Annotated in this window: 17 protein-coding genes; 10 read left to right on the top strand and 7 right to left on the bottom strand. The window is 52.7% G+C overall.

Annotated features, from left to right (window positions below):
- Positions 1–142: 142 nt before the first annotated feature.
- The 6 genes from ACFFLD_RS07430 (at position 143) to ACFFLD_RS07405 (ending at position 7,989) form a co-directional block, all read left to right on the top strand.
- A complete protein-coding gene (locus tag ACFFLD_RS07430) occupies positions 143–712 on the top strand; it encodes a chromate transporter (protein ID WP_386038715.1) in 570 nt (189 codons plus the stop codon).
- Positions 709–1,239 carry a chromate transporter gene (locus tag ACFFLD_RS07425; protein WP_386038713.1) on the top strand — a complete coding sequence of 177 codons (531 nt, stop codon included), beginning with the start codon at positions 709–711 and terminating at the stop codon, positions 1,237–1,239. Before ACFFLD_RS07430 ends, ACFFLD_RS07425 begins: the two co-directional genes overlap by 4 nt.
- 24 nt (positions 1,240–1,263) lie before the next feature.
- On the top strand, positions 1,264–2,871 hold the full coding sequence (locus ACFFLD_RS07420) for a gamma-glutamyltransferase family protein (protein ID WP_386038711.1): 1,608 nt from the start codon (positions 1,264–1,266) through the stop codon (positions 2,869–2,871).
- 107 nt (positions 2,872–2,978) lie between these two features.
- Positions 2,979–4,832 (top strand): ABC transporter ATP-binding protein, encoded by a 1,854-nt coding sequence (locus tag ACFFLD_RS07415; RefSeq protein ID WP_386038709.1) that lies wholly within the window; start codon positions 2,979–2,981, stop codon positions 4,830–4,832.
- A 157-nt stretch (positions 4,833–4,989) separates the two neighbouring features.
- Positions 4,990–6,669 (top strand): methyl-accepting chemotaxis protein, encoded by a 1,680-nt coding sequence (locus tag ACFFLD_RS07410; protein ID WP_386038707.1) that lies wholly within the window; start codon positions 4,990–4,992, stop codon positions 6,667–6,669.
- Between the two features lie 159 nt (positions 6,670–6,828).
- A complete protein-coding gene (locus ACFFLD_RS07405; protein WP_386038705.1) occupies positions 6,829–7,989 on the top strand; it encodes an EAL domain-containing protein in 1,161 nt (386 codons plus the stop codon).
- Positions 7,990–8,008: 19 nt separating this feature from the next.
- On the opposite strand, the gene ACFFLD_RS07400 is transcribed toward ACFFLD_RS07405, so the two are convergent.
- Positions 8,009–10,288, bottom strand: coding sequence for an ATP-binding protein (locus tag ACFFLD_RS07400; RefSeq protein ID WP_386038703.1), 2,280 nt, complete (start codon positions 10,286–10,288; stop codon positions 8,009–8,011).
- Positions 10,275–10,793, bottom strand: coding sequence for a molybdopterin-dependent oxidoreductase (locus ACFFLD_RS07395; protein WP_386038701.1), 519 nt, complete (start codon positions 10,791–10,793; stop codon positions 10,275–10,277). The genes ACFFLD_RS07400 and ACFFLD_RS07395 overlap by 14 nt, the downstream gene beginning before the upstream one ends.
- A 165-nt stretch (positions 10,794–10,958) precedes the next feature.
- Here ACFFLD_RS07395 and ACFFLD_RS07390 point away from each other — a divergent pair, with 165 nt between their 5' ends.
- Positions 10,959–11,672, top strand: coding sequence for a response regulator transcription factor (locus ACFFLD_RS07390; protein ID WP_386038699.1), 714 nt, complete (start codon positions 10,959–10,961; stop codon positions 11,670–11,672).
- A 284-nt stretch (positions 11,673–11,956) separates the two neighbouring features.
- Positions 11,957–12,205 carry a hypothetical protein gene (locus ACFFLD_RS07385; protein ID WP_386038697.1) on the top strand — a complete coding sequence of 83 codons (249 nt, stop codon included), beginning with the start codon at positions 11,957–11,959 and terminating at the stop codon, positions 12,203–12,205.
- A 106-nt stretch (positions 12,206–12,311) separates the two neighbouring features.
- Here the strand turns inward: ACFFLD_RS07385 and arfA are convergent, their stop codons facing one another.
- Both arfA and dkgB read right to left on the bottom strand, forming a co-directional pair.
- Positions 12,312–12,479 (bottom strand): alternative ribosome rescue factor ArfA, encoded by a 168-nt coding sequence (arfA, locus tag ACFFLD_RS07380; protein ID WP_386038695.1) that lies wholly within the window; start codon positions 12,477–12,479, stop codon positions 12,312–12,314.
- Positions 12,480–12,620: 141 nt separating this feature from the next.
- On the bottom strand, positions 12,621–13,439 hold the full coding sequence (gene dkgB / locus ACFFLD_RS07375) for a 2,5-didehydrogluconate reductase DkgB (protein ID WP_386038693.1): 819 nt from the start codon (positions 13,437–13,439) through the stop codon (positions 12,621–12,623).
- Positions 13,440–13,532: 93 nt separating this feature from the next.
- On the opposite strand from dkgB, the gene ACFFLD_RS07370 reads away from it, so the two are divergent.
- Positions 13,533–14,816 carry an MFS transporter gene (locus ACFFLD_RS07370; protein ID WP_386038691.1) on the top strand — a complete coding sequence of 428 codons (1,284 nt, stop codon included), beginning with the start codon at positions 13,533–13,535 and terminating at the stop codon, positions 14,814–14,816.
- A gap of 33 nt (positions 14,817–14,849) precedes the next feature.
- Here ACFFLD_RS07370 and ACFFLD_RS07365 read toward each other — a convergent pair whose 3' ends face one another.
- From ACFFLD_RS07365 to ACFFLD_RS07355, 3 genes are all read right to left on the bottom strand, one after another.
- Entirely contained in the window at positions 14,850–16,601 is a 1,752-nt protein-coding gene (locus tag ACFFLD_RS07365; RefSeq protein WP_386038689.1) for a protein kinase domain-containing protein, read from the bottom strand.
- A 61-nt stretch (positions 16,602–16,662) separates the two neighbouring features.
- On the bottom strand, positions 16,663–17,547 hold the full coding sequence (gene cobA / locus ACFFLD_RS07360; RefSeq protein ID WP_386038687.1) for a uroporphyrinogen-III C-methyltransferase: 885 nt from the start codon (positions 17,545–17,547) through the stop codon (positions 16,663–16,665).
- A complete protein-coding gene (locus ACFFLD_RS07355; RefSeq protein WP_386038685.1) occupies positions 17,507–20,227 on the bottom strand; it encodes a nitrate reductase in 2,721 nt (906 codons plus the stop codon). The genes cobA and ACFFLD_RS07355 overlap by 41 nt, the downstream gene beginning before the upstream one ends.
- Before the next feature lie 833 nt (positions 20,228–21,060).
- Here ACFFLD_RS07355 and ACFFLD_RS07350 point away from each other — a divergent pair.
- Positions 21,061–22,356 (top strand): NAD(P)/FAD-dependent oxidoreductase, encoded by a 1,296-nt coding sequence (locus ACFFLD_RS07350; RefSeq protein ID WP_386038684.1) that lies wholly within the window; start codon positions 21,061–21,063, stop codon positions 22,354–22,356.
- The last annotated feature ends 1 nt before the right edge of the window (position 22,357 follow it).

Here is a 22,357-nt window from a genome sequence, read left to right as displayed (position 1 = left end):
TTCTCGTTTTCAGTATTGACGACGCATTGGGCACTACCTATATTCTATCTTAGACAAGATAATCGATTTTTTAGCATACAAACGATAAATAAAGGTTGCTTGTGCACTCTATCTTATTATGCGCTTCGCGAGATCTCTATTAATGACAACAACATCGAACACGTGGCAGCTGTTTTGGGCCTTCTTTCGCGTGGGAATTTTTGGATTCGGCGGAGGGCCGTCCATGATTCCCTTGGTACATGCCGAGGTTGTCGCCCGCCACCAATGGCTTACCGATGAAGAATTCGCCGACGTATTAGCCATTGGCAACACACTACCCGGCCCGATTGCCACGAAAATGCCGGGCTATATTGGTTACCGTGTAGGTGGTGTGCTTGGCTGCATCGCCTCTGTGATCGCGGTAATTTTCCCCATGATTGTGGCAATGATTGTCATGTTAGGCATTTTTAGCCGCTACCGCGATGTCGCCTGGATCCGCGGCATGGGCCAAGCCGTGGTACCTGTCGTCATGATCATGATGGCGCAGCTCACCTGGGACTTCTTTGATAAATCCAAGGCCGCCCTTGGCTGGCTAGTCACTCTTGCCATGGCCATTATTGCGGCTGGTCTCATCTATTGGCTGGGCCTTCACCCTGGCTGGATTATTGGGGCCATTCTACTGGCGGCCCTGTTACGACCCACAGGGTCTAAAAAAGCGGAGGAGACAGCGTGATTTATTGGGAGCTCTTCCTGGCTTTTTTTGTCCCTAATATTCTCGGCTACGGTGGCGGCCCTGCCATTATCCCACTGATTGAGGCTGAAGTCGTTGGGCGTTACGGCTGGATGACAGCACAAACGTTTGCCGAAACATTAGCCCTAGGCAACGCCTTGCCTAGTCCTATCGCTACGAAAATGGCTGGTTACGTTGGCTATGAGGTCGCGGGTATCGGCGGCGCCTTTGTCGCGGTTAGCGCGACCGTTATCCCTTCGCTACTCTTAATGTTGGGCGCCTTGGGCCTTTTGTATCGTCACCGTGATTCCCCACGCGTTAAGCGTATGAGCCAGTGGGTGCGTCCTGTCATCGCCATGATGATGGCATGGTTAACGCTGGGCTTCCTACTCGAAAGCGTTAACTCCAGCGGCCCCATTCACACAATCATTATCGGGTTGGTCGCGGCTATTGCGCTGATCCGCTTTAAAACGCACCCCGCCTTTGTGGTCATGGCGGCCTTGGTTTATGGAGGGGTTATTCTCGGTTAGTCGTTCCGCTTACAAGGACTTGGTATGCAACAAGATGCACTCTATTACCCTAGCGCCTCACGCCGTATGGCTACGTTCGGCAAACGTGGCATGGTGGCCACTTCTCAGCCTCTCGCCGCTCAGGTGGGCATTAGTATTTTGCAGCAAGGTGGTAATGCTATCGATGCAGCGATTGCCACCGCTGCTGCCTTAACGGTGGTCGAACCGACCTCCAACGGGATCGGCAGCGACGCCTTTGCCATTGTGTGGATCGACGGCAAACTGCATGGCCTTAACGCCAGTGGCCCTGCCCCACAAGCGGCGACGATTGATGCAATGAAGACGCTCGGCCATGACACGGTTCCCAACCATGGCATGCTGCCGGTCACGGTGCCGGGCGCCCCCGCCGCCTGGGCAGCGCTCTCTGAACGTTTCGGTAAACTGCCGTTTGCCGATCTATTAGCCCCGGCCATTGCACTCGCTGAAGAAGGTTTCCCCGTCTCGCCCGTTATCCATCAAATGTGGAAAGAGGCCTTTACCAACTACTCGGCTTACAGCGACGCTTCGTTCACCCCTTGGTTTGATACGTTCGCCCCTGAAGGACGAGCACCGGAAGCAGGTGAACTGTGGCGTTCAGAAGGCCATGCAAAAAGCTTAAAAGCGATTGCTAATACTCACGCCAAGGCGTTTTATGAAGGCGAATTAGCCGAAGCCATCGACGCTTTTTCACGTGAACATGGTGGTCTGTTACGTAAAGAAGATCTCGCCGCTTATCAGCCAGAATGGGTTGACCCCATCAGCGTTCGTTACAAAGGCCATGATATTTGGGAAATTCCTCCCAACGGCAGCGGTATGATCGTGCTTCAGGCCCTTGGAATGCTAGAACGTTTAGGCGAGCAAGGAGGCGACCCGGTCGAAACGCTGCACCGTCGTATTGAGGCCACCAAACTCGCGTACGTTGATGGTTTCGCGCATGTTACCGACCTAGACGCTATGCAGCCGACTATTGAGCAGATGCTCGATGATGAGTATTTGAAGACACGTGCCGGATTAATTGGTGAAAAGGCTCTTGATCCCGTACACGGCAATCCGATCAAGGGCGGTACGGTCTACCTGGCCACCGCTGACGACGAAGGCAATATGGTCTCGTTAATCCAAAGCAACTTTAAGGGCTTTGGCTCCGGCATGGTTGTTCCCGGTACCGGGATAAGTCTACAAAACCGTGGCTGGTCGTTCTCACTCGACCCGCAGCATCCTAATGCACTAGCGCCGGGTAAACGCACCTATCACACCATCATTCCTGGTTTTATCACGAAAGATAACCAAGCCGTTGGGCCATTTGGGGTGATGGGCGGCTATATGCAGCCCCAAGGCCATGTGCAGGTGGTGACGGCAATGCTGGAAGACCAACTAAACCCCCAGGCAGCGCTCGATATGCCGCGTTGGAAGTGGACCAAAGGTAAAACCATCGAAGTCGAAGCTGACTTTCCCAATCACTTAGCCCTAGCGTTGGCTCGTCGTGGACACGATATTGTTAAAGTCGTTGATTCCATTAGCTTCGGCCGTGGACAAATCATTCTGCGCGACCCTGAAACGGGCGTACTGCAAGGCGGCACCGAACCGCGCACCGATGGGGCCGTATTGCCTCTGTAGCCCCTTGAGCCAGCTTATTGCCGAGCTACCAACACGGCAATAAGCTGGCTATCAACGCCTTAGCACCGCATCATAGTAGCCCCTGTTATAAGCGATGTTGTTGATCGATGCCCCCTACTTCTGCCTCTTCTACTTCTGTACTTACCCGCTTCAGCGGTTTCTTTGGCGTTTTTCGCTATAGTCGCCGTGCCCTTAGCCTGGTATGGGATACGTCTCGCTGGATGATGCTTGGGTTAGCACTATGCACGCTGGTCGCAGGTGTTTTGCCTGCCGTGGCAGCCTGGGTCGGTCAATTAATCGTGGATGGCGTGGTAAGCGCCATGGAGACTCATCAATCAGTCCCTGATTCCAACCTGCTGGACGCTATCACGCCAGTACTGCAACTGGTGGGTGTAGAAGCGCTCATTATTGGCATCATCGCGCTGGCACAACGCGGCCTTTCTGCCCAGCAGGCATTACTGCGTGCCCTGCTGGGTCAGAAAGTAAATGTGATGATTCTGGAAAAGGCGGGCCAACTGTCGCTGAGCCAGTTTGAGGACTCTGAGCTTTATGATCAGCTCACACGTGCACGCCGCGAAGCGTCTACACGCCCGCTTGCGCTGGTTAACAAGACTTTTGGATTGCTGCAAAACGCTATTTCACTGGGCAGTTTCGGTGTACTACTGGTGCAGTTTTCCCCCTGGGCACCGCTGATTTTAGTAGCAGGTGCTTTTCCGGTGTTTATCTCAGAAGCTAAATTCTCAGGTGATGCCTTTCGCCTGTTTCGCTGGCGTTCACCACAAACCCGGATGCAGATTTACTTAGAGACAGTGCTTGCACGTGAAGACAGTATCAAAGAGGTTAAGCTGTTTGGTCTTGAAGGACTATTTCTTAAGCGCTATCGCGATATTTTTACCCAGCTATTTGCTGAAGATCGTCGTCTCACGCTACGTCGCGAAAGCTGGGGATTTGTGTTTGGGTTACTCGGCACCCTAACGTTTTATATTGCCTACGGCTGGGTGGTGATTGAAACGATTGCCGGGTCGCTGACGCTGGGGCAAATGACGATGTACTTAATGGTCTTTAAGCAGGGCCAGGCTGCTCTCTCCGCCAGTCTCACCGCCATCAGTGGCATGTATGAAGATAACCTCTACCTCTCCAACCTGTATGAGTATTTAGAACAACCGATCGCCAGCGATAACGGCACGCTCACTCAGGGCGCTCTGCCAGGCGACGGACTGCGCTTTGAGCAGGTTAGCTTTTCATACCCTGGCGGTACCCATGTGCTTCACGATATCTCTCTGCATTTGACACCAGGGCAAAGCCTGGCCTTGGTGGGTGAAAATGGTTCAGGTAAAACGACCCTTATTAAGCTATTAACACGGCTTTATCATCCTACTGAGGGGCGCATTTTATTGGATGGCAGCGACCTGCGTGATTGGAGTACGCAGGCGCTTCGCGAACGTACGGGAGTGATTTTTCAAGACTTTGTACGCTACCAGCTTCAGGTAGGAGAAAACCTTGGCGTCGGTGACACCCATGCCTTTAACGATGAAGAGCGCTGGCAGCAGGCAGCACGTCATGGCATGGCCGACGACTTTATTACCCGCATGGCCAGCGGTTACCAAACTCAATTAGGCCGCTGGTTTAAAAATGGCCAGGAACTCTCCGGTGGCCAGTGGCAAAAAATCGCCCTGTCACGGGCGTATATGCGCGAAAATGCTGACATTTTAGTGCTGGACGAGCCAACCGCCGCCATGGACGCCGCTGCAGAAGCCGATGTTTTTGCTCGTTTTCGCGAACACAGCCGCGACAAAATGGCGATACTGATTTCCCACCGATTCTCAACAGTACGCAGCGCCGATCTCATTCTGGTGATTGATCAGGGGCAGATTATTGAACGCGGCACCCACGAAGAACTGCTTGCCGCAGAAGGTCGCTATGCCAAGCTATTTCACCTACAGGCTGCAGGTTATCAATGACCTGAAACATGAATCATTCTTATTATAAGATTACTTGTTATACCGCTAACTAAAACGACAACGTGAACAAACGTGACAAGTATCACAATGCTATCGACTAAGCTAACACTTTAAAGGTAATGTGCGCTCATCGTTTACCACTACAGGAGTGGCACATATGAACCGCTTTCATCAAATAAGAGTTAAATACGCTCTCGCCTTTATTAGTGTTGCACTAGCACTACTCGCTATTGTCGCGGCAGATGCACTGCTAGTTAATATGGTAAAAAAACGGCTAGATACCTTTATTACTAATTATATTCCTGCCACTTCAGCCACCTTAAACGGTGACCGTGACCTTTACCAAGCGCGAGTAGCGGAGATCGAGTATTTATTATCTACCCCAAATAGCCAGCGGGCATCAGCACTCATCGCCGAGTTTGAAGAAAACGCTCAGCAAGCTTTAGACCGTATGAACAAGTATGCCGAATTGATGGCGGACTATCCTGAATTAACGGCTCAATTAGCTAATTTTGAAGTATTTTATAGCGATTGGAAACAAGAAGCAGAGCGGGTCTTTACACTCCATCAAAACGGCGAGACAGCCGATGCCTTAAGCATCCTATCGGGCTCTTCGTTAGAACGTTTCAATGAACTTCGCGACATCTACGATGTTGCAGGGATAAATATCGAAACCGCCACTAAAAATGCTGAAGCCGCCGTCGTTGATAGAATTCAAATACAGCAAACCTCCACGATTGTTTTTGCCCTTATCGTGTTTGTTATTGCCACGCTCATTGCCTTGCTGGGCCCTCTCATGATGTCTCGTGCCATTCGCCAGATCAGTGCCCGAATCAAAGAGATTACCGAAGGTGATGGCGACTTAACCTCTCGTATTGACAGCCATCGTCGCGATGAAATTGGCGAACTCGCTCAGCAGTTTGATGGGTTTATTAAGCGCATTGACGATACGCTACAGTCAGTGAGCAGTAGTACGGTTAGCCTGCAGCATGCCTCTACGGAGATTGCCAAAGGTAGCCAGGAACTAGCAGCACGTACCGAGCAAGCCGCCGCGAATCTACAGCAAACGTCTGCGTCTATGGAAGAGATCGCCGCGGTCGTTAGCAATGCCTCAGAATCAGCGCAGCAGGCTGATCAGTTGGCGCTGTCGACGCGTGACTTGGCTCAACAGGGCTTGCACGCCATGAACAGTGTTGAGAAGACCATGGATACTATTAACGATTCATCGTCTGAAATCAGTAACATCGTCAGTTTAATTGACAGTATTGCTTTTCAAACCAATATTCTGGCGCTCAACGCCTCTGTTGAGGCAGCTCGGGCAGGTGAGCATGGCCGAGGGTTCGCGGTCGTGGCACAAGAGGTTCGTATCTTAGCCAGCCGTTCAAGCGAGGCCTCGAAGAGCATTGCCACCTTAATCAACACGTCATTAAGTCGCACCAAATCGGGAGTCGATCAAGTCAAGCAAACGGGCGCTACCATGCAGGAAATGGTTAACAGTATTGCGCGCGTGGCCGACGTGATTGCAGAAATAAGTGCCGGGGCGAAAGAACAAAGTGTGGGTATCGGCCAAGTCAACGACGCGGTTAATGAGCTCGACAGTATGACCCAGCACAATGCCTCTATGGTAGAAGAGTCGAGCGCCGCCGCCGCCGAGCTAAGTGCCCAAGCAGACCGTCTTAGCATGCTAGTGGGAGCCTTTAAACTCAGCAATACCCAGTCCGAAAAGGTAGCCACTAGCCACGTCATACGCACGGCAGTTCAACCGCCTTCCGCTAGTACGCCGGCCCCACGCCGTTTGGCTAGCGCGCCTGCGCAGCCCGAGTGGGAGTCTTTTTAACCGGACTTTTAATCCCCTTTGCCTCCTTGGATTTTTTGGATCTCCAAGGAGGTTTAACGGTTTCTTGCTAAGCGTATTTCTCGTCTACTTCGTCTGTTGTATCAAAATAGCGACCACGTAACCTAATTAGTTTTGATAGTAGTTATTAAAGGAATAGCGATGCCATCGAATGCGTTAATTATTGATGATGATTATGATGTCCAACTGCTAGGCAAAATGCTTTTAAATCAGCATGGCTATAGTGCTGTAACCGCTGGAAGCCTTGGAGAGCTGGCGAGAGAACCCTCATTATTGAATGCTGAATTAATTTTGCTTGATTTCGGTTTAGGAGACTTTACCGGCCTGGATATTATTGATTATCTCTATGATTTGCGCTTAAACGCGTCAATACTGTTGCTCAGCAGTTGCTCTAAAGAAACGGCTGACCATACGATCGAAGTAGGCAAAGCAAAAGGTTTACGAATGCTGGGTTTCCTGCCTAAATCCCGGCTACTGACCGATCTTAAAGCCTTTTTAGAACCACTAAAAAAAATACCTAAAGCGCCTAACAGTACCGAACTTTCCACCGCCATTCGTGAAAAACAGCTCTTCTTGGTTTATCAACCCAAACAAAATCTTCAGCAAGGCATTATTACTGGAGTGGAAGCCTTGGTGCGCTGGCAGGATCCGGAGCGAGGCATCCTTTATCCCGACGCGTTTATTCCCTTGGCAGAGCAAAGCGATCTGATTGTCCCGCTCACATGGTACGTTATTGAACATGCACTAGCGCAGCAAGCCGAATGGCAGTCTCAAGGCTTGCATTTAAATATAGCGATCAATGTACCGGCGGCCTTTGTTAAAGCCGAAGGGGTGTTGGAGGCATTTGACCAACTCATCCAGCAGAGCGGGGTTTCATTGACCACGATCACCCTGGAGCTAACAGAAACAATGGGAATAGAGTGCTTGAGCTATGCAAGCTACGTGCTCAACGCATTACGCCAGCACGGCTGTCAACTGGCATTAGATGATTTCGGTACCGGTTACTCTTCCTTGGTCCAGCTACAGCGACTTCCTTTCAGCGAGATAAAAATTGACCGCGGGTTCGTTTCGCTGATGGATCAGGACAGCGTGGCACTGGCGATCGCGCTGTCGATTATTGACTTGGGTAAACGGTTGGGGATGAAGGTAGTCGCCGAGGGCATTGAAACCGAGGCGCAATACACGTTACTTGCTGATGCCGGTTGTGCAATGGGCCAAGGATATTTTATCGCTCGCCCCTTGAGCGTCACTGCATTAGACGCCTATCTAAGTGAACACTCACACTCACGATTAACAGCATAGTCGTTGCAAAACCGTCAGCCTAGACGGTCAACATTCTCTCTTGCAGCAAGGCCTGATGAGTATCTACCTGGAGGACAGATAAACGCTCCAGGTAAGTAGCCAACTCGCAATAAGGCGCTTCAAACGCCCTCTGATCCAATTGACTCGCTAGTTCAGCAATCGCGGAACAGCCCAGAGAGGAAGCGGCGCCCTTTAGCGAGTGTGCCTCTTTTTTCAGAGCATCACGATCTTCTATCTGCCAGCAAGCGCTAAGGCGTACATTGCGCTCACCCAGCCGCGTCAAGAAGGTGGTTAACAGTGCTGTCAGCGCCACTGGCTCAAAGGCATCTTTCAATTCCTCACATATCCGTGCGTCCAGCAAGGGTAACGAGTCGTCGACGGTTTCTAGACGCGCAGATGATTCAGCCCCGGTGTGCTCAGCAATGTGTGAAACGAGCTCAACGCTTTTATCGGTCGACAGATTACGCAACATGATTTGGTAGAGCTCATCGCGCGTAAAAGGCTTGTGGATCATATCGTCCATACCGCTTTGCAAGCACCGTTCACGGTGTTCTGGCATTACATTAGCGGTCATCGCGACAATAGGTAGACGGGGAAGCCCATGCAGTGCTTCAAAAGCGCGCCAACGCCTGGTTGTTTCTGTACCGTCCAAGATGGGCATTTGCATGTCCATGAAGACTAACGCGAACTTGGTACGCGCTGCTTCAAGTAGATCAAGCGCCTTCTGACCATTGTCGGCAATGGTGACCTGCTGGCCAAGGCGCTCCAGCATCACTTGTGCCACCGTCTGGTTAAGCGGATTATCCTCTACCACGAGAATATGTTGATCTGCAGTAACGGCATCGCAGCCATCACTGTGATGATAAACAGCCAACGGTTCACTGGTGGGCAATATGACATTGAACCAAAACTGGCTGCCTTGGCCCTGCTGGCTAATGACGCCTATTTCCCCCTGCATTGCCTCGACTAACCGCTTGCAGATGGCAAGCCCTAACCCGGTTCCTTCGTGGCGGCGAGCCATGGACGTATCCACTTGAGAGAATGCCGAAAATAGCTGTGCTTGATCAACCTCAGAAATACCACAGCCGCTATCGTGTACCTCCACGCGAATCGTGTCTTTTTCAGGCGCCGTTATATAACACTTCACGAAGCCTTCTTGGGTAAACTTCAATGCATTGTTGATCAAGTTCATCATGACCTGGCGCAACCGGGCGATGTCGCCCAGAACATATTGCGGTAAAGCAGGATCGAGGTAGTAGCTGAAGATGACCTTCGCCTTGGGTTCTTGAAGGGTATAGCTTTCACATAGCTGGTCGATGCACTGGCGCAGGTTAAACGGTTGATAATCAAGGTCGAGATGGCCGGATTCAATTTTGGTGTAATCGAGAATATCGTTAATTACCGCGCGTAAACTCTCGGCACTACGCTTGAGGGCCGCAAGAAACATCGTTGCCTTCGTTGTTTGTACCTCTTCACTTAACAGATCAGCCATGCCCACCACGCCGTTTAAGGGGGTGCGAATTTCATGACTCATCACCGCCATAAACTCAGATTTAGCCTGGCTTGCTTTTTCTGCTCGCTTGGCAGCTTCATTCAACTCTAAGCTCTTGGCTTCTAACGCTTGTGCTTTCCGGCTGCTTGAACGGCCTTCCAGAATCAGTGCGCGTACCAACAACCCGCCTGACAGCATCAAGAGCGTAATAAGTAACAGCACCAGTCCGTATAGCTTCGTCAACACCTGGCGCTCTTGATTGCGTATACGCGACACATGGGCATTGGTTTCGATCAAAATGGTGCCCGTGAGCTGTTGAAGAGTCATCGCCTGGTTGATCAGTGTGGCTATTAATTCGCTGGTTAACTCGGCAGGGTTACCCCATAACGGATCAAGCAGGGAGTCCATACCTGACACCAGCCTATCCGCTTGACGAATACCCTCTTCAACACCTTCAAGCTGGGCTACAATTTTTCCGATATCCCCTTGGTAAAACAGCTTGTTCCGACTAAAAAGAATCTCATACCGTAGCAGTGTATCTTCCGCATGAGCGTTACCGGCACTGGCTTCGAGCAGCACTAGACGAAATTCGCGGACTTCGCGATCGTATTGATACCCGGCCCATAACAGGTTTTCGAGTAGCCTATTTTCGAGCGCATGCTGTCGGCTATAAATGACGCCGCCGGTGGTTAACGCTGATAGAAAAAAGAGGATCGCCGAGAAAGTAGCGATGCGAGTACGACGAGTAAAGTAAAATGTAAGCGCTGACCACATGGCGGCTGCGTAGCGGTGATTAATGAACGTCAATACGCTTCACCTGCCATACAGAGCGAGAAAGGACTTCTTCATTTAACAGTTCAGGGTGCTGGTCAAAAGGGTAAATTACAAACAGCGGCCCCTGATCTCGAATTCGCAACGCCTTACCGTTGGCCCGCATGGCCAATATCACATCATGGTTCGCAAAATCACTGACGGGAATGGTGGCCGCATAATCATTCAGCGCGACTACACGCAGGCTTTCTCCATCGGCACCGGCGGCTTCCAGTATGTCGCGTCCTAATGGGCCCGAAAAACGCACCGCATCATCGTACCAAGGTGTATGCGTTATCGTTTCGTGTTGGCTTAAGGCCTCGAGCATCGCTTTATCAAAATGGGCTTCATTGCCCACATTAGTATGCGCAAGCTTACCGCTTACGACTAAGATCACCGGGCCTGTTGGAATATCCAAGGCACTCACGTGTGTACTCAGTGTGGCAAGCACGGCCGCAACGAGTAGCCCTCTGACGTTAACCACCAAAGAACGACAAAGCATTTTGCACCTCGGACTAACGAAAAAAGTGCATTCAGTATATATCGGCCATTTGAAGGTTAACTGTGAACCTTTGTGTCAACGCATCAACATCTACTAAACTTAATGTATGAGCTCCCCTAATCACCGGCATGCTATGTTTATAAGCCCGCAGTAAGGTAAATCACTATGCATATTGGCGTACTTGAAGATGACCTAGACCAACAAGCTTTTATCGAGCTTTGCCTTACATCAGCAGGCCATCGTGTTGCCCTATTCACACGTGCTAGTGAGCTTCGTCGTGCCACTCAGCAGCATATGTTTGATTTTTTTATTATTGATTGGCGCCTGCCTGATAGCTGCGGCATGGACGTTGTCTCTCATTTACGCCAAAACGATGGTTGGCAAGGTCCTATTCTGTTTATCACTGCAAGCCAAGGGGAGGATGACGTTGTCACCGCGCTGGAACAGGGCGCCGACGATTTCCTTGCCAAACCCCTGCGTCCTAAAGAACTCATTGCCAGGGTAAGCGCGCTAGGGAGGCGATCAGGCTATGACATAGCACGCCCTGCCCAGTCATGCCCTGACCTATTTACCCTACATACCGAAGAGCATTACATCAGCGTCGCGGGCAAGGCTGTTGACCTAACAGAGCGCGAATACCAGTTAGCCGCACTGTTTCTCTCGAAAATTGGCGAATTGATTACCCGAGCCCACCTACTGGAGCTTGTGTGGGGAATCAAAGGGGATGTGTCCACACGGACTGTCGATACTCACGTCAGCCGTCTACGGCGTAAACTGGAGCTAGATGGCCGCCATGGCCTGCGCCTGCGTAGTGTTTACCAAGCAGGCTATCGCATGGAAATAGCTCACCTTAGTCCAGTAGAGCAAATCGCTAAATAGGTTGACGCTTATATAAGCATCGGTTAAAAGATAAGAGCTGCCCTTTAAACGGCAGCTTTTCTTTTATTAACGAGACCTTCTCATGCGCTGGCAAATCCGCGTTACACGATCAAATAACCTGCATCGCATTAATAATAATGCGATGTCAGTTTACGATCGTCGCGTGCCAGAAATGTAGTGAGAAAATTGGCCGCGTCACGTGTCGCGGCCATATATTTTATCGGTACCTTTGATATTTTTTGATCGCCACGTTGCTCGGCCTCCTAACCCAGGAGACCTATCCCATGGCAGTGGCAATGATTACCCGCAAGCTACTCAAGGCGCTCAAGTATTCTCGCGTTCAACGCCGTCTGTATGAAGACCCGCGCCTGCATGACTCACACCTATTAAACGATATCGGCTTACGCTGGGAGCAAGGCCAACTGGTATCCATACAGGGTGTAGAGGAGCCAGGTCAGCGCCACCAACGCCATCAGGCTGAAACGCGTGATGCTTATGAAACCTGTCCACATTGCGGGAGCAGACTGACATAGCAAACGCCCCGGTCACAGGACGTGACCGGGGCGTTATACGTGAAGGCCAATTCAGGTAAAGAATCACTTCAGAGATATAGCCAATTCGCCTGAGGTCATGCTTACATCAAGCGGCTTGGCTATATCCCTGCTTTAGCTTTACCGTGGGAGTCATTTTTTGTCCCTTACGCGAGTAGCTACCTTTGCCCTTTTTAGGCACTTGCTGCTGCATTTTAAACTGCGGCGTTCGCAGCTGCGCTTTTAACGCATTATGTTTAATCTTGCGCTGTTTCATCATCTTCTCCATTTTTTAAAGATGCCTGCCTGAGCAGGCATCCATTACGACACACACTATTCATTGAAGCTCGTCTGCTAGTGCTTCAAGCGATAGTACTTCAAACGTTAGCGCTTCAAACATTAGTACCTCAAACCCAACTTATTCATCCCACGCGGGTGCAAAGTCGGGGTTAGCAATACGCTCTTGGCGATCCAGCATGGCAATGTCCGCCATTTCACTATCACTTAGCACTAACTCAAACGCGGCAATGTTACTTTGAATATTCCGCGTCTTAGTGGAGGACGGGATAGTAATCATATTGCGCTGTTTTACCCAGGCCAAGGCAATTTGCGCAGGCGTGACATTATGGGCGTCAGCAATTTTCTGAAGCGTCGGATCGTCCATTACCTTGCCTACCGCCAGCGGCATAAAGGCGGTGACTTGAATACCTTGCTGCTCGCAGTGCTCAACCAGTCTACGATTCTGAAGGAACGGGTGAACCTCAATCTGATTGGTCAGAATTTCACCTTTACCCAGAATACCAATCGCCTCGTCTACCTGCGCGCAGTTAAAATTGGAAATACCAATATGGTGCGCCTTGCCTTCCTCTTTGACTTCTTTCAAGGCCGTCAAATAATCCGCCATGGGTATTTCATCATTCGGCGATGGCCAGTGAATCAATAGCAAATCAACATAACCTGTACCCAGTTTATCGAGGCTTTCGTCTACGCTGGCTTTCAGCCTAGCGGGCTCCAGGTTGTCAAACCACACCTTGGTGGTGAGGAAGATGTCGCTGCGGTGCACGTCGCTTTCACGAATCGCCTCACCGACATCCGCTTCATTGCCATAAAATTGTGCCGTGTCGATATGGCGATACCCCGCCTCAAGCGCTGCATGAATGCTTTGCTTGAGCGTATCGCCTTCCAGGCGAAAGGTACCGAAACCGGGGTTAGGCATCACATTTTGCATCATTAACATCCTTTTCTATTGATAGCGTGTTAACTAACATGGGGTGGTTACCGATCCATTTCAACCCCAGGGCTTTTATACGCCGCCGACCATGAAGAAACCATGACCTCCCCACTTAGTGCAAAAGAGAGTGAACAAGCGAATAAACAAGAGAGTGCCAAAGAGTCTTTACTGCCCCTCCATCGACAAGCGGGCTTTTTAAGCTTTCTGTTTTCTCGTTTAGCCGCCGTATTTGCCATGCAAATTCAAGCCATCGTCGTGGCATGGCAGGTATACGACATTACCCGGGACCCGATGGCCTTGGCGTATGTGGGGTTAGCCCAGTTTTTACCCATGGTGCTGCTTCTACTACCCGCGGGGGATGTCGTTGACCGTTTTTCACGTAAACGAATTTTGCAGCTTAGTTGGATGGTACAAGGCGTGTGTAGTGCCCTGCTACTGGCCCTTTCATGGCAAGACAGCCAGCAAGTGGGCGCCTTTTACGCGGTACTGGCCCTGTTTGGAGCCGCACGTGCGTTTACCGGGCCTACCTTGCAAAGCCTATTGCCCAATATTGTGCCGCGCGCCCAACTCGCCTCTGCGATTGCCTTGAATAGCTCAATTATGAAAGTCGCGGTGATTGGTGGGCCGCTGTTAGGCGGTATTCTGTATGGACTAGGCGGCGGTGGCCTCGCCTACGCCGCCTGTCTAGGATGTTTTATAGCGGGCTTATTGCTGCTGTTACCGGTACCGATTCACTATGCCGAGCCGGTAAAAACACTTGAAAGCACCGCCGTTAAACGCTTTACCGCAGGCATTCGTTATATCCGCTATCAGCCTATTATCCTGGGCGTCATTTCGCTCGACCTGTTTGCAGTGCTATTAGGCGGCGTGGTGGCGCTACTACCCATTTATGCCCAGGAAGTGCTTTATGTCGGGCCGGAAGGATTAGGCGCGCTACGCAGCGCTATTGCTGTCGGTGCGCTTTTGATGGGGCTTTATCTAGGGATCAAGGGCATCAAGCGTCATGCCGGCTTGATCATGTTTTTAGCGGTCGCGACATTTGGTATCGCTAATTTGGTATTCGCCTTTTCGACGATATTCTGGCTTTCACTGGTGGCCATGCTGGTCGCGGGAGCAGCCGATATGATTAGTGTTTACGTGCGGATGACGCTCATTCAGCTCGCCACCCCTGATGAAATGCGCGGACGCGTGAACGCCGTCAATATGCTGTTTATCGGTTCCAGCAATGAGCTGGGTGAATTTCGCGCGGGCAGTATGGCGGCGTGGCTGGGTGCTGTGCCCGCCGCTATTATTGGCGGTGTCGGGACACTGGCGGTGGTCTGCGCCTGGATGAAACTCTTCCCACCCTTGCGCCGTGTTGACCGTTTTGATGATGCACGTTGATAACATCCAAGCGATGCTAAACAAACGAGTGGATTAACGTATCAGCAGCACGATCACCACGATAGCCAGCATTATCGACACGCTTTTCCAGAATAGTACAGGATCGCGTTCAAGTAACGGTAGTTGGGCGCGTTTGAGCACTCCGGCACTTGGCATGCGCAGTTCAAAAATAAACTCTGATAGCGCGGGATAGCGATGCTGAGGATTGGGATGCAGTGCCTTTTTAAGCACTTCGTCCACCCAGGCTGGCAATGCCCGTTTTTCACTAATTGCTGGCTGATAGGCAAGCTTACGCTGCGCCGCCCGGGTACGGGTTTTGGCTACGTCGGCGCCATACGGTAACGAGCCGGTTAGCATTTGATAAGTGATCACCGCCAGGGAGTATTGATCCGCCTGGGGTGTGCCGCCCTCGCCCAGGAAATACTCCGGCGCGGTATATTGAGCGGTGCCCAAAATATCCCCGCTAGCACGCTCGTCACTATCCGCGTCGTCACTGTCTGCATCGACCATGTCCGCTTCGTCGATACCCGCCACTTTGACGGCACCAAAATCGATTAGCGTCACCGTGCCGTGGGAGTCGATCATCACATTGTCAGGGCGTAAATCCTGATGCAACATCTCCAGGCGATGAAATGCGCGCAGCCCCTTGGCAATCTGCTCGACGATAGGACGTACGCTCGCTAAGTCAGCATCAGGATGGTCGCGCATCCATTGGGTAAGGGTTTGCCCTTCGATATAGGCAAGCACGGTGTAGAGGTAGTGACGCGCGCGCGTCTGAACCGGTGCCTTGAGCACATGCTGATTGTCGATACGCCGCGCAATCCACTCTTCGCGCACAAACCGCTCGATACTTGCTGGATCCTGGCTTAGCTCTGTTGATAGCGTTTTAAACGCTACTTTCTCGCCACTGGCGATATCTTCCGCCAGAAAAACATGACTGCGGCTACTGGCATGCAATTGACGCACAATGCGGTAGCCATCCAATTCGCTGCCCGCGCGCAGTTCTGGAGGCTGAGGTAGCACGCTCATGGCTGCATAAAGTTCATCGGCGTGATGCTTGGGCAGCGTATCAATGCGCACAATCTGCACCGTCAGGTTATCATCGCTGCCGTTCTCAAGGGCAGCCTCGGCCAGCGCTTTAGCGGCCACATCAAGATCGCTCCAATGGGCATGAATCAGCGCGGCCATTTCAGTGGCGGTCAACCACTCATGAACACCATCGGTAGTGAGCACGAACACATCGCCCGCACTAAGCGATACAGTGCGGTAATCCAGCTCAAGGTGTTGGCTTGCGCCCATGGCACGGCTTAAATGGCTGATCTCTTGCGAGGCCCAGAAACGATGATCCTCGGTCAGCGGCGCCAGCACGTTTCCCGTGAGTTGGTAGATACGGCTATCGCCGACATGAAACAGATGCGCGGTAGTGGATTTAATCACCATGGCGCTCAGGGTGCATACATAACCGCGATCGAGGTGATAACGGTACTGGCTTTGCCGAGTTTGCGCATAAAGCCACGCATTAGTAGCCTGCAGTACTCTTTGCGCTGAGGTTTTAACCGTCCAGGTAGCAGGCGTTGCGTAGTAGTCCGTCAAAAAACCGCCTACCGCCGCCTCGCTTGCCTCGCGACTGACTTCACTGCTGCTAATACCATCCGCTAACGCGATCGCAATGCCTTTGGCAGCACGCTGAGAGGCATCGGGCAAATAGGCTCCATAAAAATCCTGATTGCTCGGTTTGCGCCCCTGCTCCGAGTACTGGCCAAGCGAGATAGTGAGCGCTGCCATGTCGGTTTCCTATAAAAGCCCTTGCGGCATAAAAGGCGTGCTTAACGCGCATGCTTAAGTATCAATACACCGTACAAAGGCTTGCGCGTGCGGCAGGCGACGAGGCCGTTCGTTGCACCACGCTGCCCACCACAATCAAACAGGGCGATGGCAAAGGATGGGCAGCCAGCTTGTCTGGCATATCGACAAGCGACCCCACCAACGACTGCTGATCGGGGTGGCTGGCGTTGGCCACCAGCATCATCGGCCAGTCATCGGGCAGGCCAGCCTGACGCAATCCATGGCAAATCGCACTGACTTTAGAAAGGCCCATATAAAACACCAGGGTCTCATCCTTACGAGCCAGCGAGGCCCAATCCGGGGCCCCTTCTTCTCGGCATAGCTGGGCGGTCACAAAGCGTAGCTGCTGGGCATGGCCTCGATCAGTAAGCGGAATTCCCATACAGGCTGACGCGGCAGACGCCGCGGTAATCCCTGGCACAATGGCAGCAGCTACCTGGGCGGCGGCCAACGCGTCAAGTTCTTCCCCCATACGTGCAAACACTGCCGGGTCACCGCCTTTCAGACGCACGACCGATTTTCCCTGGCGGGCAAGCTTCACCAACAGCGCTCCGATCTCGGCCTGAGGTACGCTATGATGGCCGCGCGCCTTGCCAACGTAATAACGCTCGCTACCTTTCGGAATCATGGCCAATACGTCGTCACCGACCAGACGGTCGTATACCACAGCGTCTGCCTGCATCAGTAATCGAGCCGCCTTGAGCGTTAACAACTCAGCATCACCACTGCCAGCCCCCACCAAATAGACCTGCCCGGCACGACACTCCCCTCGCAGAGGCACATGTAAGTCAGCCGAGCGTTGTGTCCAGGGCGACAGCGCACGGTGAGCAAAACGCATCAAGGCGTTAAACCACTTCAGTCGTAAAGGGTTGCTTAGTGCGGGCATTGGGCCGCTCCTCTTCAAGCAATGATTTCAATTCAGGAATACAGCTACCGCACTGAGTGCCGCAGGCAAGCCTGGCTCCCAAGGCTTCAACGCTCGTGTCACCTGCGCGGATAGCCTGGGTAATCGTGGTTTGGCCCACCTGATGGCAACTACATACCATTGGGCCAGCATCGGCGGCGCCGTCGTCACCACCGGCGAGCAGACGACGACGATGGGCATCGCTCAGTGTTTCATCGCTAAAGCGAGCCTCCAGCCACGCCAGCCCCGGCAACTCATTAGGCGGCCCCACCATCAGCCACCAACGCAGTTTGCCACTATCTACACCGGCCGCGCGCAAACGTCCGTGAGCTACGTCCTGGCTTAATACTGAGACGGTTATGCCGGGTAGCCAGGCGTTAAGCCGAGCCAACCAATCGTTCATTGGCTGAGTATCGGCCAACTGCCATCGCTGGCAACCGCGCATAGGAATACGCGTCCAGTAAGCACTGTTGCACCAGGGGGTCGCGGATATCCCGTCGTCAGCAACCAACAAGGTTGCCTGCCACTCGGTGTCCAAAGGCGTTAGCGTTACCGCCCCATGCTTTGCTTCCGGCTGACCCGAGAGCGGATCGGTAATGCTGCCAATCAGCGCACTGCTTCTGGCCTGTTTAGAGAAGCAGTCAGTCCAGTGAATAGGCACAAACACCTCGCCACGACGTTGCGCATTGGAGACCCGTACACGTGCGCAAAATGCTCCTTTCTCAGCCGTTAACGTTGCCAATCCTTGATCCATCACCCCCGCGGCGCAGGCATCATCGGGATGCACATCCATAAAAGGCTCCGCGCGGTGATTCATTAAGCGCGGTGCGCGAGCGGTGCGTGTCATGGTATGCCATTGGTCACGAATCCGCCCAGTGTTTAAGCGCAGTGGATAGGCCGAACTGAGCGTCTGTTTAGGCCCCTGTGGGTAAATCGCCAACAGCTTGGCGCGGCCATTGGCGGTGGCAAATTCACCCGTTTCAAACAACCGGGCAGTGCCGTGGGGAGCTCTTGCGGTGACCGGCCACTGTATGGGCGACAGCGCATCGTAACCTTCACGCCCCAGCCCCACCAGGCCCGAAATATCAAACAGGCGCGCGGGGCTATCTGGCCCAGCACCGTTTTCAAAGCCTGAAAGCCGGGCGTGTTCGTCAAAAATTTCCCAGGGGTGCGTATAGTTAAACGCCTCGCCAGCGCCTAGCCGTTTAGCCACTTCACACATAATCCACCAGTCGTGGCGCGCCTCTCCCGGCGGCGGCAACATGCCCCGCTGACGGGATATGCGCCGCTCGGAATTGGTCACTGTGCCGTCTTTTTCAGACCAGCCCGACGCAGGCAGCACGATATCCGCATAGGGCAATAAATCGGTATGAGCAGCGCATTCAGACACGATCACCAGCGGACATTTTTCCAACGCCGCCCGTACTCGAGCCGCATCAGGCAAGCTGATAGCCGGGTTGGTTGCCATGACCCAGAGCGCTTTGACGTCACCACGCTCAATGGCCTCGAACAGCTCCACGGCTTTATACCCTGGCGCCTCTGGCAGGATTGGCGTCAATGTCTTTGTCGACCAGAAGCGGCTGACCAGATTGCGCGCACCCGGTGTATGATAATCCATATGGGCGGCTAACTGGTTGGCCAGCCCGCCTACTTCGCGTCCCCCCATGGCGTTCGGCTGCCCGGTGATCGAAAACGGCCCCGCCCCCGGCAAGCCAATTTTTCCGCCCGCCAAGTGGCAGTTAATAATGGCATTACACTTATCGGTCCCACTGGAGGATTGATTAATGCCTTGGGAATAAAGAGTGACCACGTGTAACTGACTGGCAAACCAGTAATAGAAAGTTTCCAGCCGCTCCGGGTCGACATCGCAGAGAGCAGCCACATCGGCCACCGAGGCAGCGGATTGTTGAGCCGCCGCCAACGCTTCATCTAATCCCTCGGTATGGCGGTCAAGATAAAGCGTATCGAGTTTGTGTCGCTGCGCCATCCATGTCAGCAATCCATTAAACAAGTAAGCATCGCTCCCCGGCTTAATTCCCAGATAAAGATCGGCAATGTCGCAGCTGTCGGTGACTCTCGGGTCGATGACCACCAAACGCATCAATGGATTGCGCTCTTTCGCCACTTTGATGCGCTGGTAAAGTACCGGGTGATTCCAGGCTAGATTGGAACCCACCAACACGACCAGCTCAGCCTCTTCCAAGTCCTCGTAGTTACATGGCACCGCATCGGCGCCGAAAGCGCGTTTGTAGCCAGCAACCGCCGAGGCCATGCAGAGCCGAGAGTTGGTATCTAAATGGGGGGTGCCTAGAAAGCCTTTAAACAGTTTATTAGCGACATAGTAATCCTCGGTCAGAAGCTGGCCTGACAGGTACGCTGCCACGGTGTGGTGACCATGTGCCAAGCGCAGCGCACTTAGGCGCTCAGCCGTGGCGCTCAGCGCCGCCTCCCAAGTGACCTCAACGCCATCCAGGCGAGGCTTGAGTAGTCGGCCATGTTCGCCGAGGGTTTCGTGTAGCGCAGCCCCTTTGACGCACAACCGCCCGAAGTTAGCCGGATGCTCACGGTCGCCCTCGACGGCGCACAGCGTACCCGCGTCAACGGTCGCCGTTACGCCACAGCCAACACCGCAGTAGGGACATGTCGTTTTGGCCTGGGTCATAGCTACTCCTAGGGTTACTCATTAGCTCCACGCATAAAAAAACGCCCAGTCCCTTTTTCTACTGCGCTCTATCAACGCAGTTAAGAAAAAAGGGCTGGACGTCGTTGCCACAGCACACCATCTTCGTTCGGTGCAGTACTTATTTTTAACGGTTACACATTTCCGAAAACACACTCATCTTCTTGAAATTACACATTAACTATCGACTACTTATTTTTTTTACGGCTTTGAAATTATTTGCTGCCATCGCCTAGCAATGCGCACTTGTTCCCTAGTCTCTAAGTTTATTGCCTGCTTGTTACCAGAAAAAATGCAATAGTTAAGCCGGAAACCAATTAATTAAAAAATACCATTTATAAACAAACGCTTAAAAATAACCCAATTTTTATCCCTTGCTCATTTCAGGCTTCAATAAAGGCCCAATGGGGCCAGAGAGTGCACGACAGGTTGCTTTTTGCACTATCACCGTGCAACCGCGCTTATTGCCGGTTACCTTCACACTTTTCTCTCTTAACCTAACCTTCTGAACAAATTAGACAAAGTAAGGATAAAGGCGAGTTGGCCGACTCCTTGCTTGATGCATAGCACGTTTAATCGACGGGCAGCCAATGGCGGTTGCCATGCGTTTTGAAACGACATGTTTTGAGACTGCACCTTTAAAAACGCTATTGGGCAACGACGCCCCTGTCAGGCTCTCTTTTTGCATTTGCAACCAGAGCGCCTCACAGGGGCGTTTTTTGTTTGCTGCTTACCAAGCGGTGACGCCCAAACGACGCCAATCAGTATCAACCCGTTCAGAGCCAATCCGTTCTGAACAAACAGAGGAGCTACCCATGGAAACCACTTCCCGGTGCTCACCCAACGATCATCTCGTCATCATCGGCAACGGTATGGCCAGTCATCGCCTGATCGAGGCGCTGGTTAAACAGCCAACGCGGCCTCAGCGCATTACGGTGATTAGCGCCGAGCCGACACCGGCCTATAACCGGATTTTGCTTTCACCGCTACTTGCCGGTGAGATACAGCAGGATGCCCTCACCCTTCGCGATGCCGACTGGTACGCCGAACAGGGAGTGACACTGATCCTCGGCGAAAAGGTCGAACACCTGAACCGCGACAACCAAACCGTAACCACCCATACGGGGCGCACGCTGAACTACCACCGTCTGGTTCTCGCTACCGGCTCACGGCCCGCAGTACCCGATGTGCCGGGTTGTACGCTTGAGGGTGTGCACGGTTTTCGTGATTTGCAGGATGCCGCCACGCTTGAAGCAATCGCTAAACGTGGCGGTCATACGCTCGTTATTGGAGGCGGCCTGCTGGGCCTAGAAGCGGCCGAAGGGCTACGTAAGCGCGGCAATAACCTTACTGTCAGCGTGCTTCAGCGCAGCGAGTATTTAATGAACCGCCAGCTGGATGCCACCGCCTCACAGCTACTTGAAAACGAACTTGCTCAACGCGGACTGACACTGATTACCGGCGCTCAGTTAGCGCGCTTTGAGGGCGACACTAATGGGCATGTGGCTAAGGTACATCTTGCTAATGGCCGCCAGTTGGAAGCCACTAGCGTCATTATTGCTGCCGGTATTATCCCTAATAAAGCGCTTGCCCACCGCGCAGGTCTCGCCACCGGGCGCGGGATTGTAGTAGATCACCTCCTCACTACCAGTGATCCGTCGATTTCAGCACTCGGCGAGTGCTGCCAGTTCAACGACACCACCTATGGGCTGGTAGAACCGATCTGGCGTCAAGTCGATGTGCTTGTTGCGACGTTGTGCGGCGCGCCCACCCCCGGTTATGCCGATGCCCCCAGCGCAACCAAGCTAAAAATCAGCGGTGTGGCGCTTTATGCCTTTGGCCCCACCGAGGCCAGCGCCGAGCATGATGTGCTTAGCTACCACGACCTTGAGCATGGCGACTACCGCCGCCTGCTGCTACGAGACGGCCAAATAGAAGGCGCCGTGCTCTTCGGCGACACCAGCCAAGGCCCCTGGTACTTCGAACAAGCGCTGGCAGGTACGGATATAAACCCCTATCGCCACGTCCTGCTATTTGGCGCGGCCGATGTCGATGTGCTCAAAGAGCAGCACAACGACACCTCCCCTACCACGACCTTAGAGGCGGCATAAC

The organism is Vreelandella sulfidaeris, from assembly GCF_042429665.1.
Taxonomy (GTDB): Bacteria; Pseudomonadota; Gammaproteobacteria; order Pseudomonadales; family Halomonadaceae; genus Vreelandella.
This window is presented reverse-complemented; position numbering and strand designations above follow the sequence as displayed.

What these genes read in the sequence shown, in the direction of transcription:
- ACFFLD_RS07430 (WP_386038715.1), top strand. Translation starts at nt 143, where the DNA reads ATGACAACAACATCGAACACGTGGCAGCTGTTTTGGGCCTTCTTTCGC.
- ACFFLD_RS07420 (WP_386038711.1), top strand. Translation starts at nt 1,264, where the DNA reads ATGCAACAAGATGCACTCTATTACCCTAGCGCCTCACGCCGTATGGCT.
- ACFFLD_RS07415 (WP_386038709.1), top strand. Translation starts at nt 2,979, where the DNA reads ATGCCCCCTACTTCTGCCTCTTCTACTTCTGTACTTACCCGCTTCAGC.
- ACFFLD_RS07410 (WP_386038707.1), top strand. Translation starts at nt 4,990, where the DNA reads ATGAACCGCTTTCATCAAATAAGAGTTAAATACGCTCTCGCCTTTATT.
- ACFFLD_RS07405 (WP_386038705.1), top strand. Translation starts at nt 6,829, where the DNA reads ATGCCATCGAATGCGTTAATTATTGATGATGATTATGATGTCCAACTG.
- ACFFLD_RS07395 (WP_386038701.1), bottom strand. Translation starts at nt 10,793, where the DNA reads ATGCTTTGTCGTTCTTTGGTGGTTAACGTCAGAGGGCTACTCGTTGCG.
- ACFFLD_RS07390 (WP_386038699.1), top strand. Translation starts at nt 10,959, where the DNA reads ATGCATATTGGCGTACTTGAAGATGACCTAGACCAACAAGCTTTTATC.
- ACFFLD_RS07385 (WP_386038697.1), top strand. Translation starts at nt 11,957, where the DNA reads ATGGCAGTGGCAATGATTACCCGCAAGCTACTCAAGGCGCTCAAGTAT.
- arfA (WP_386038695.1), bottom strand. Translation starts at nt 12,479, where the DNA reads ATGAAACAGCGCAAGATTAAACATAATGCGTTAAAAGCGCAGCTGCGA.
- dkgB (WP_386038693.1), bottom strand. Translation starts at nt 13,439, where the DNA reads ATGTTAATGATGCAAAATGTGATGCCTAACCCCGGTTTCGGTACCTTT.
- ACFFLD_RS07370 (WP_386038691.1), top strand. Translation starts at nt 13,533, where the DNA reads ATGACCTCCCCACTTAGTGCAAAAGAGAGTGAACAAGCGAATAAACAA.
- ACFFLD_RS07365 (WP_386038689.1), bottom strand. Translation starts at nt 16,601, where the DNA reads ATGGCAGCGCTCACTATCTCGCTTGGCCAGTACTCGGAGCAGGGGCGC.
- cobA (WP_386038687.1), bottom strand. Translation starts at nt 17,547, where the DNA reads ATGCCCGCACTAAGCAACCCTTTACGACTGAAGTGGTTTAACGCCTTG.
- ACFFLD_RS07355 (WP_386038685.1), bottom strand. Translation starts at nt 20,227, where the DNA reads ATGACCCAGGCCAAAACGACATGTCCCTACTGCGGTGTTGGCTGTGGC.
- ACFFLD_RS07350 (WP_386038684.1), top strand. Translation starts at nt 21,061, where the DNA reads ATGGAAACCACTTCCCGGTGCTCACCCAACGATCATCTCGTCATCATC.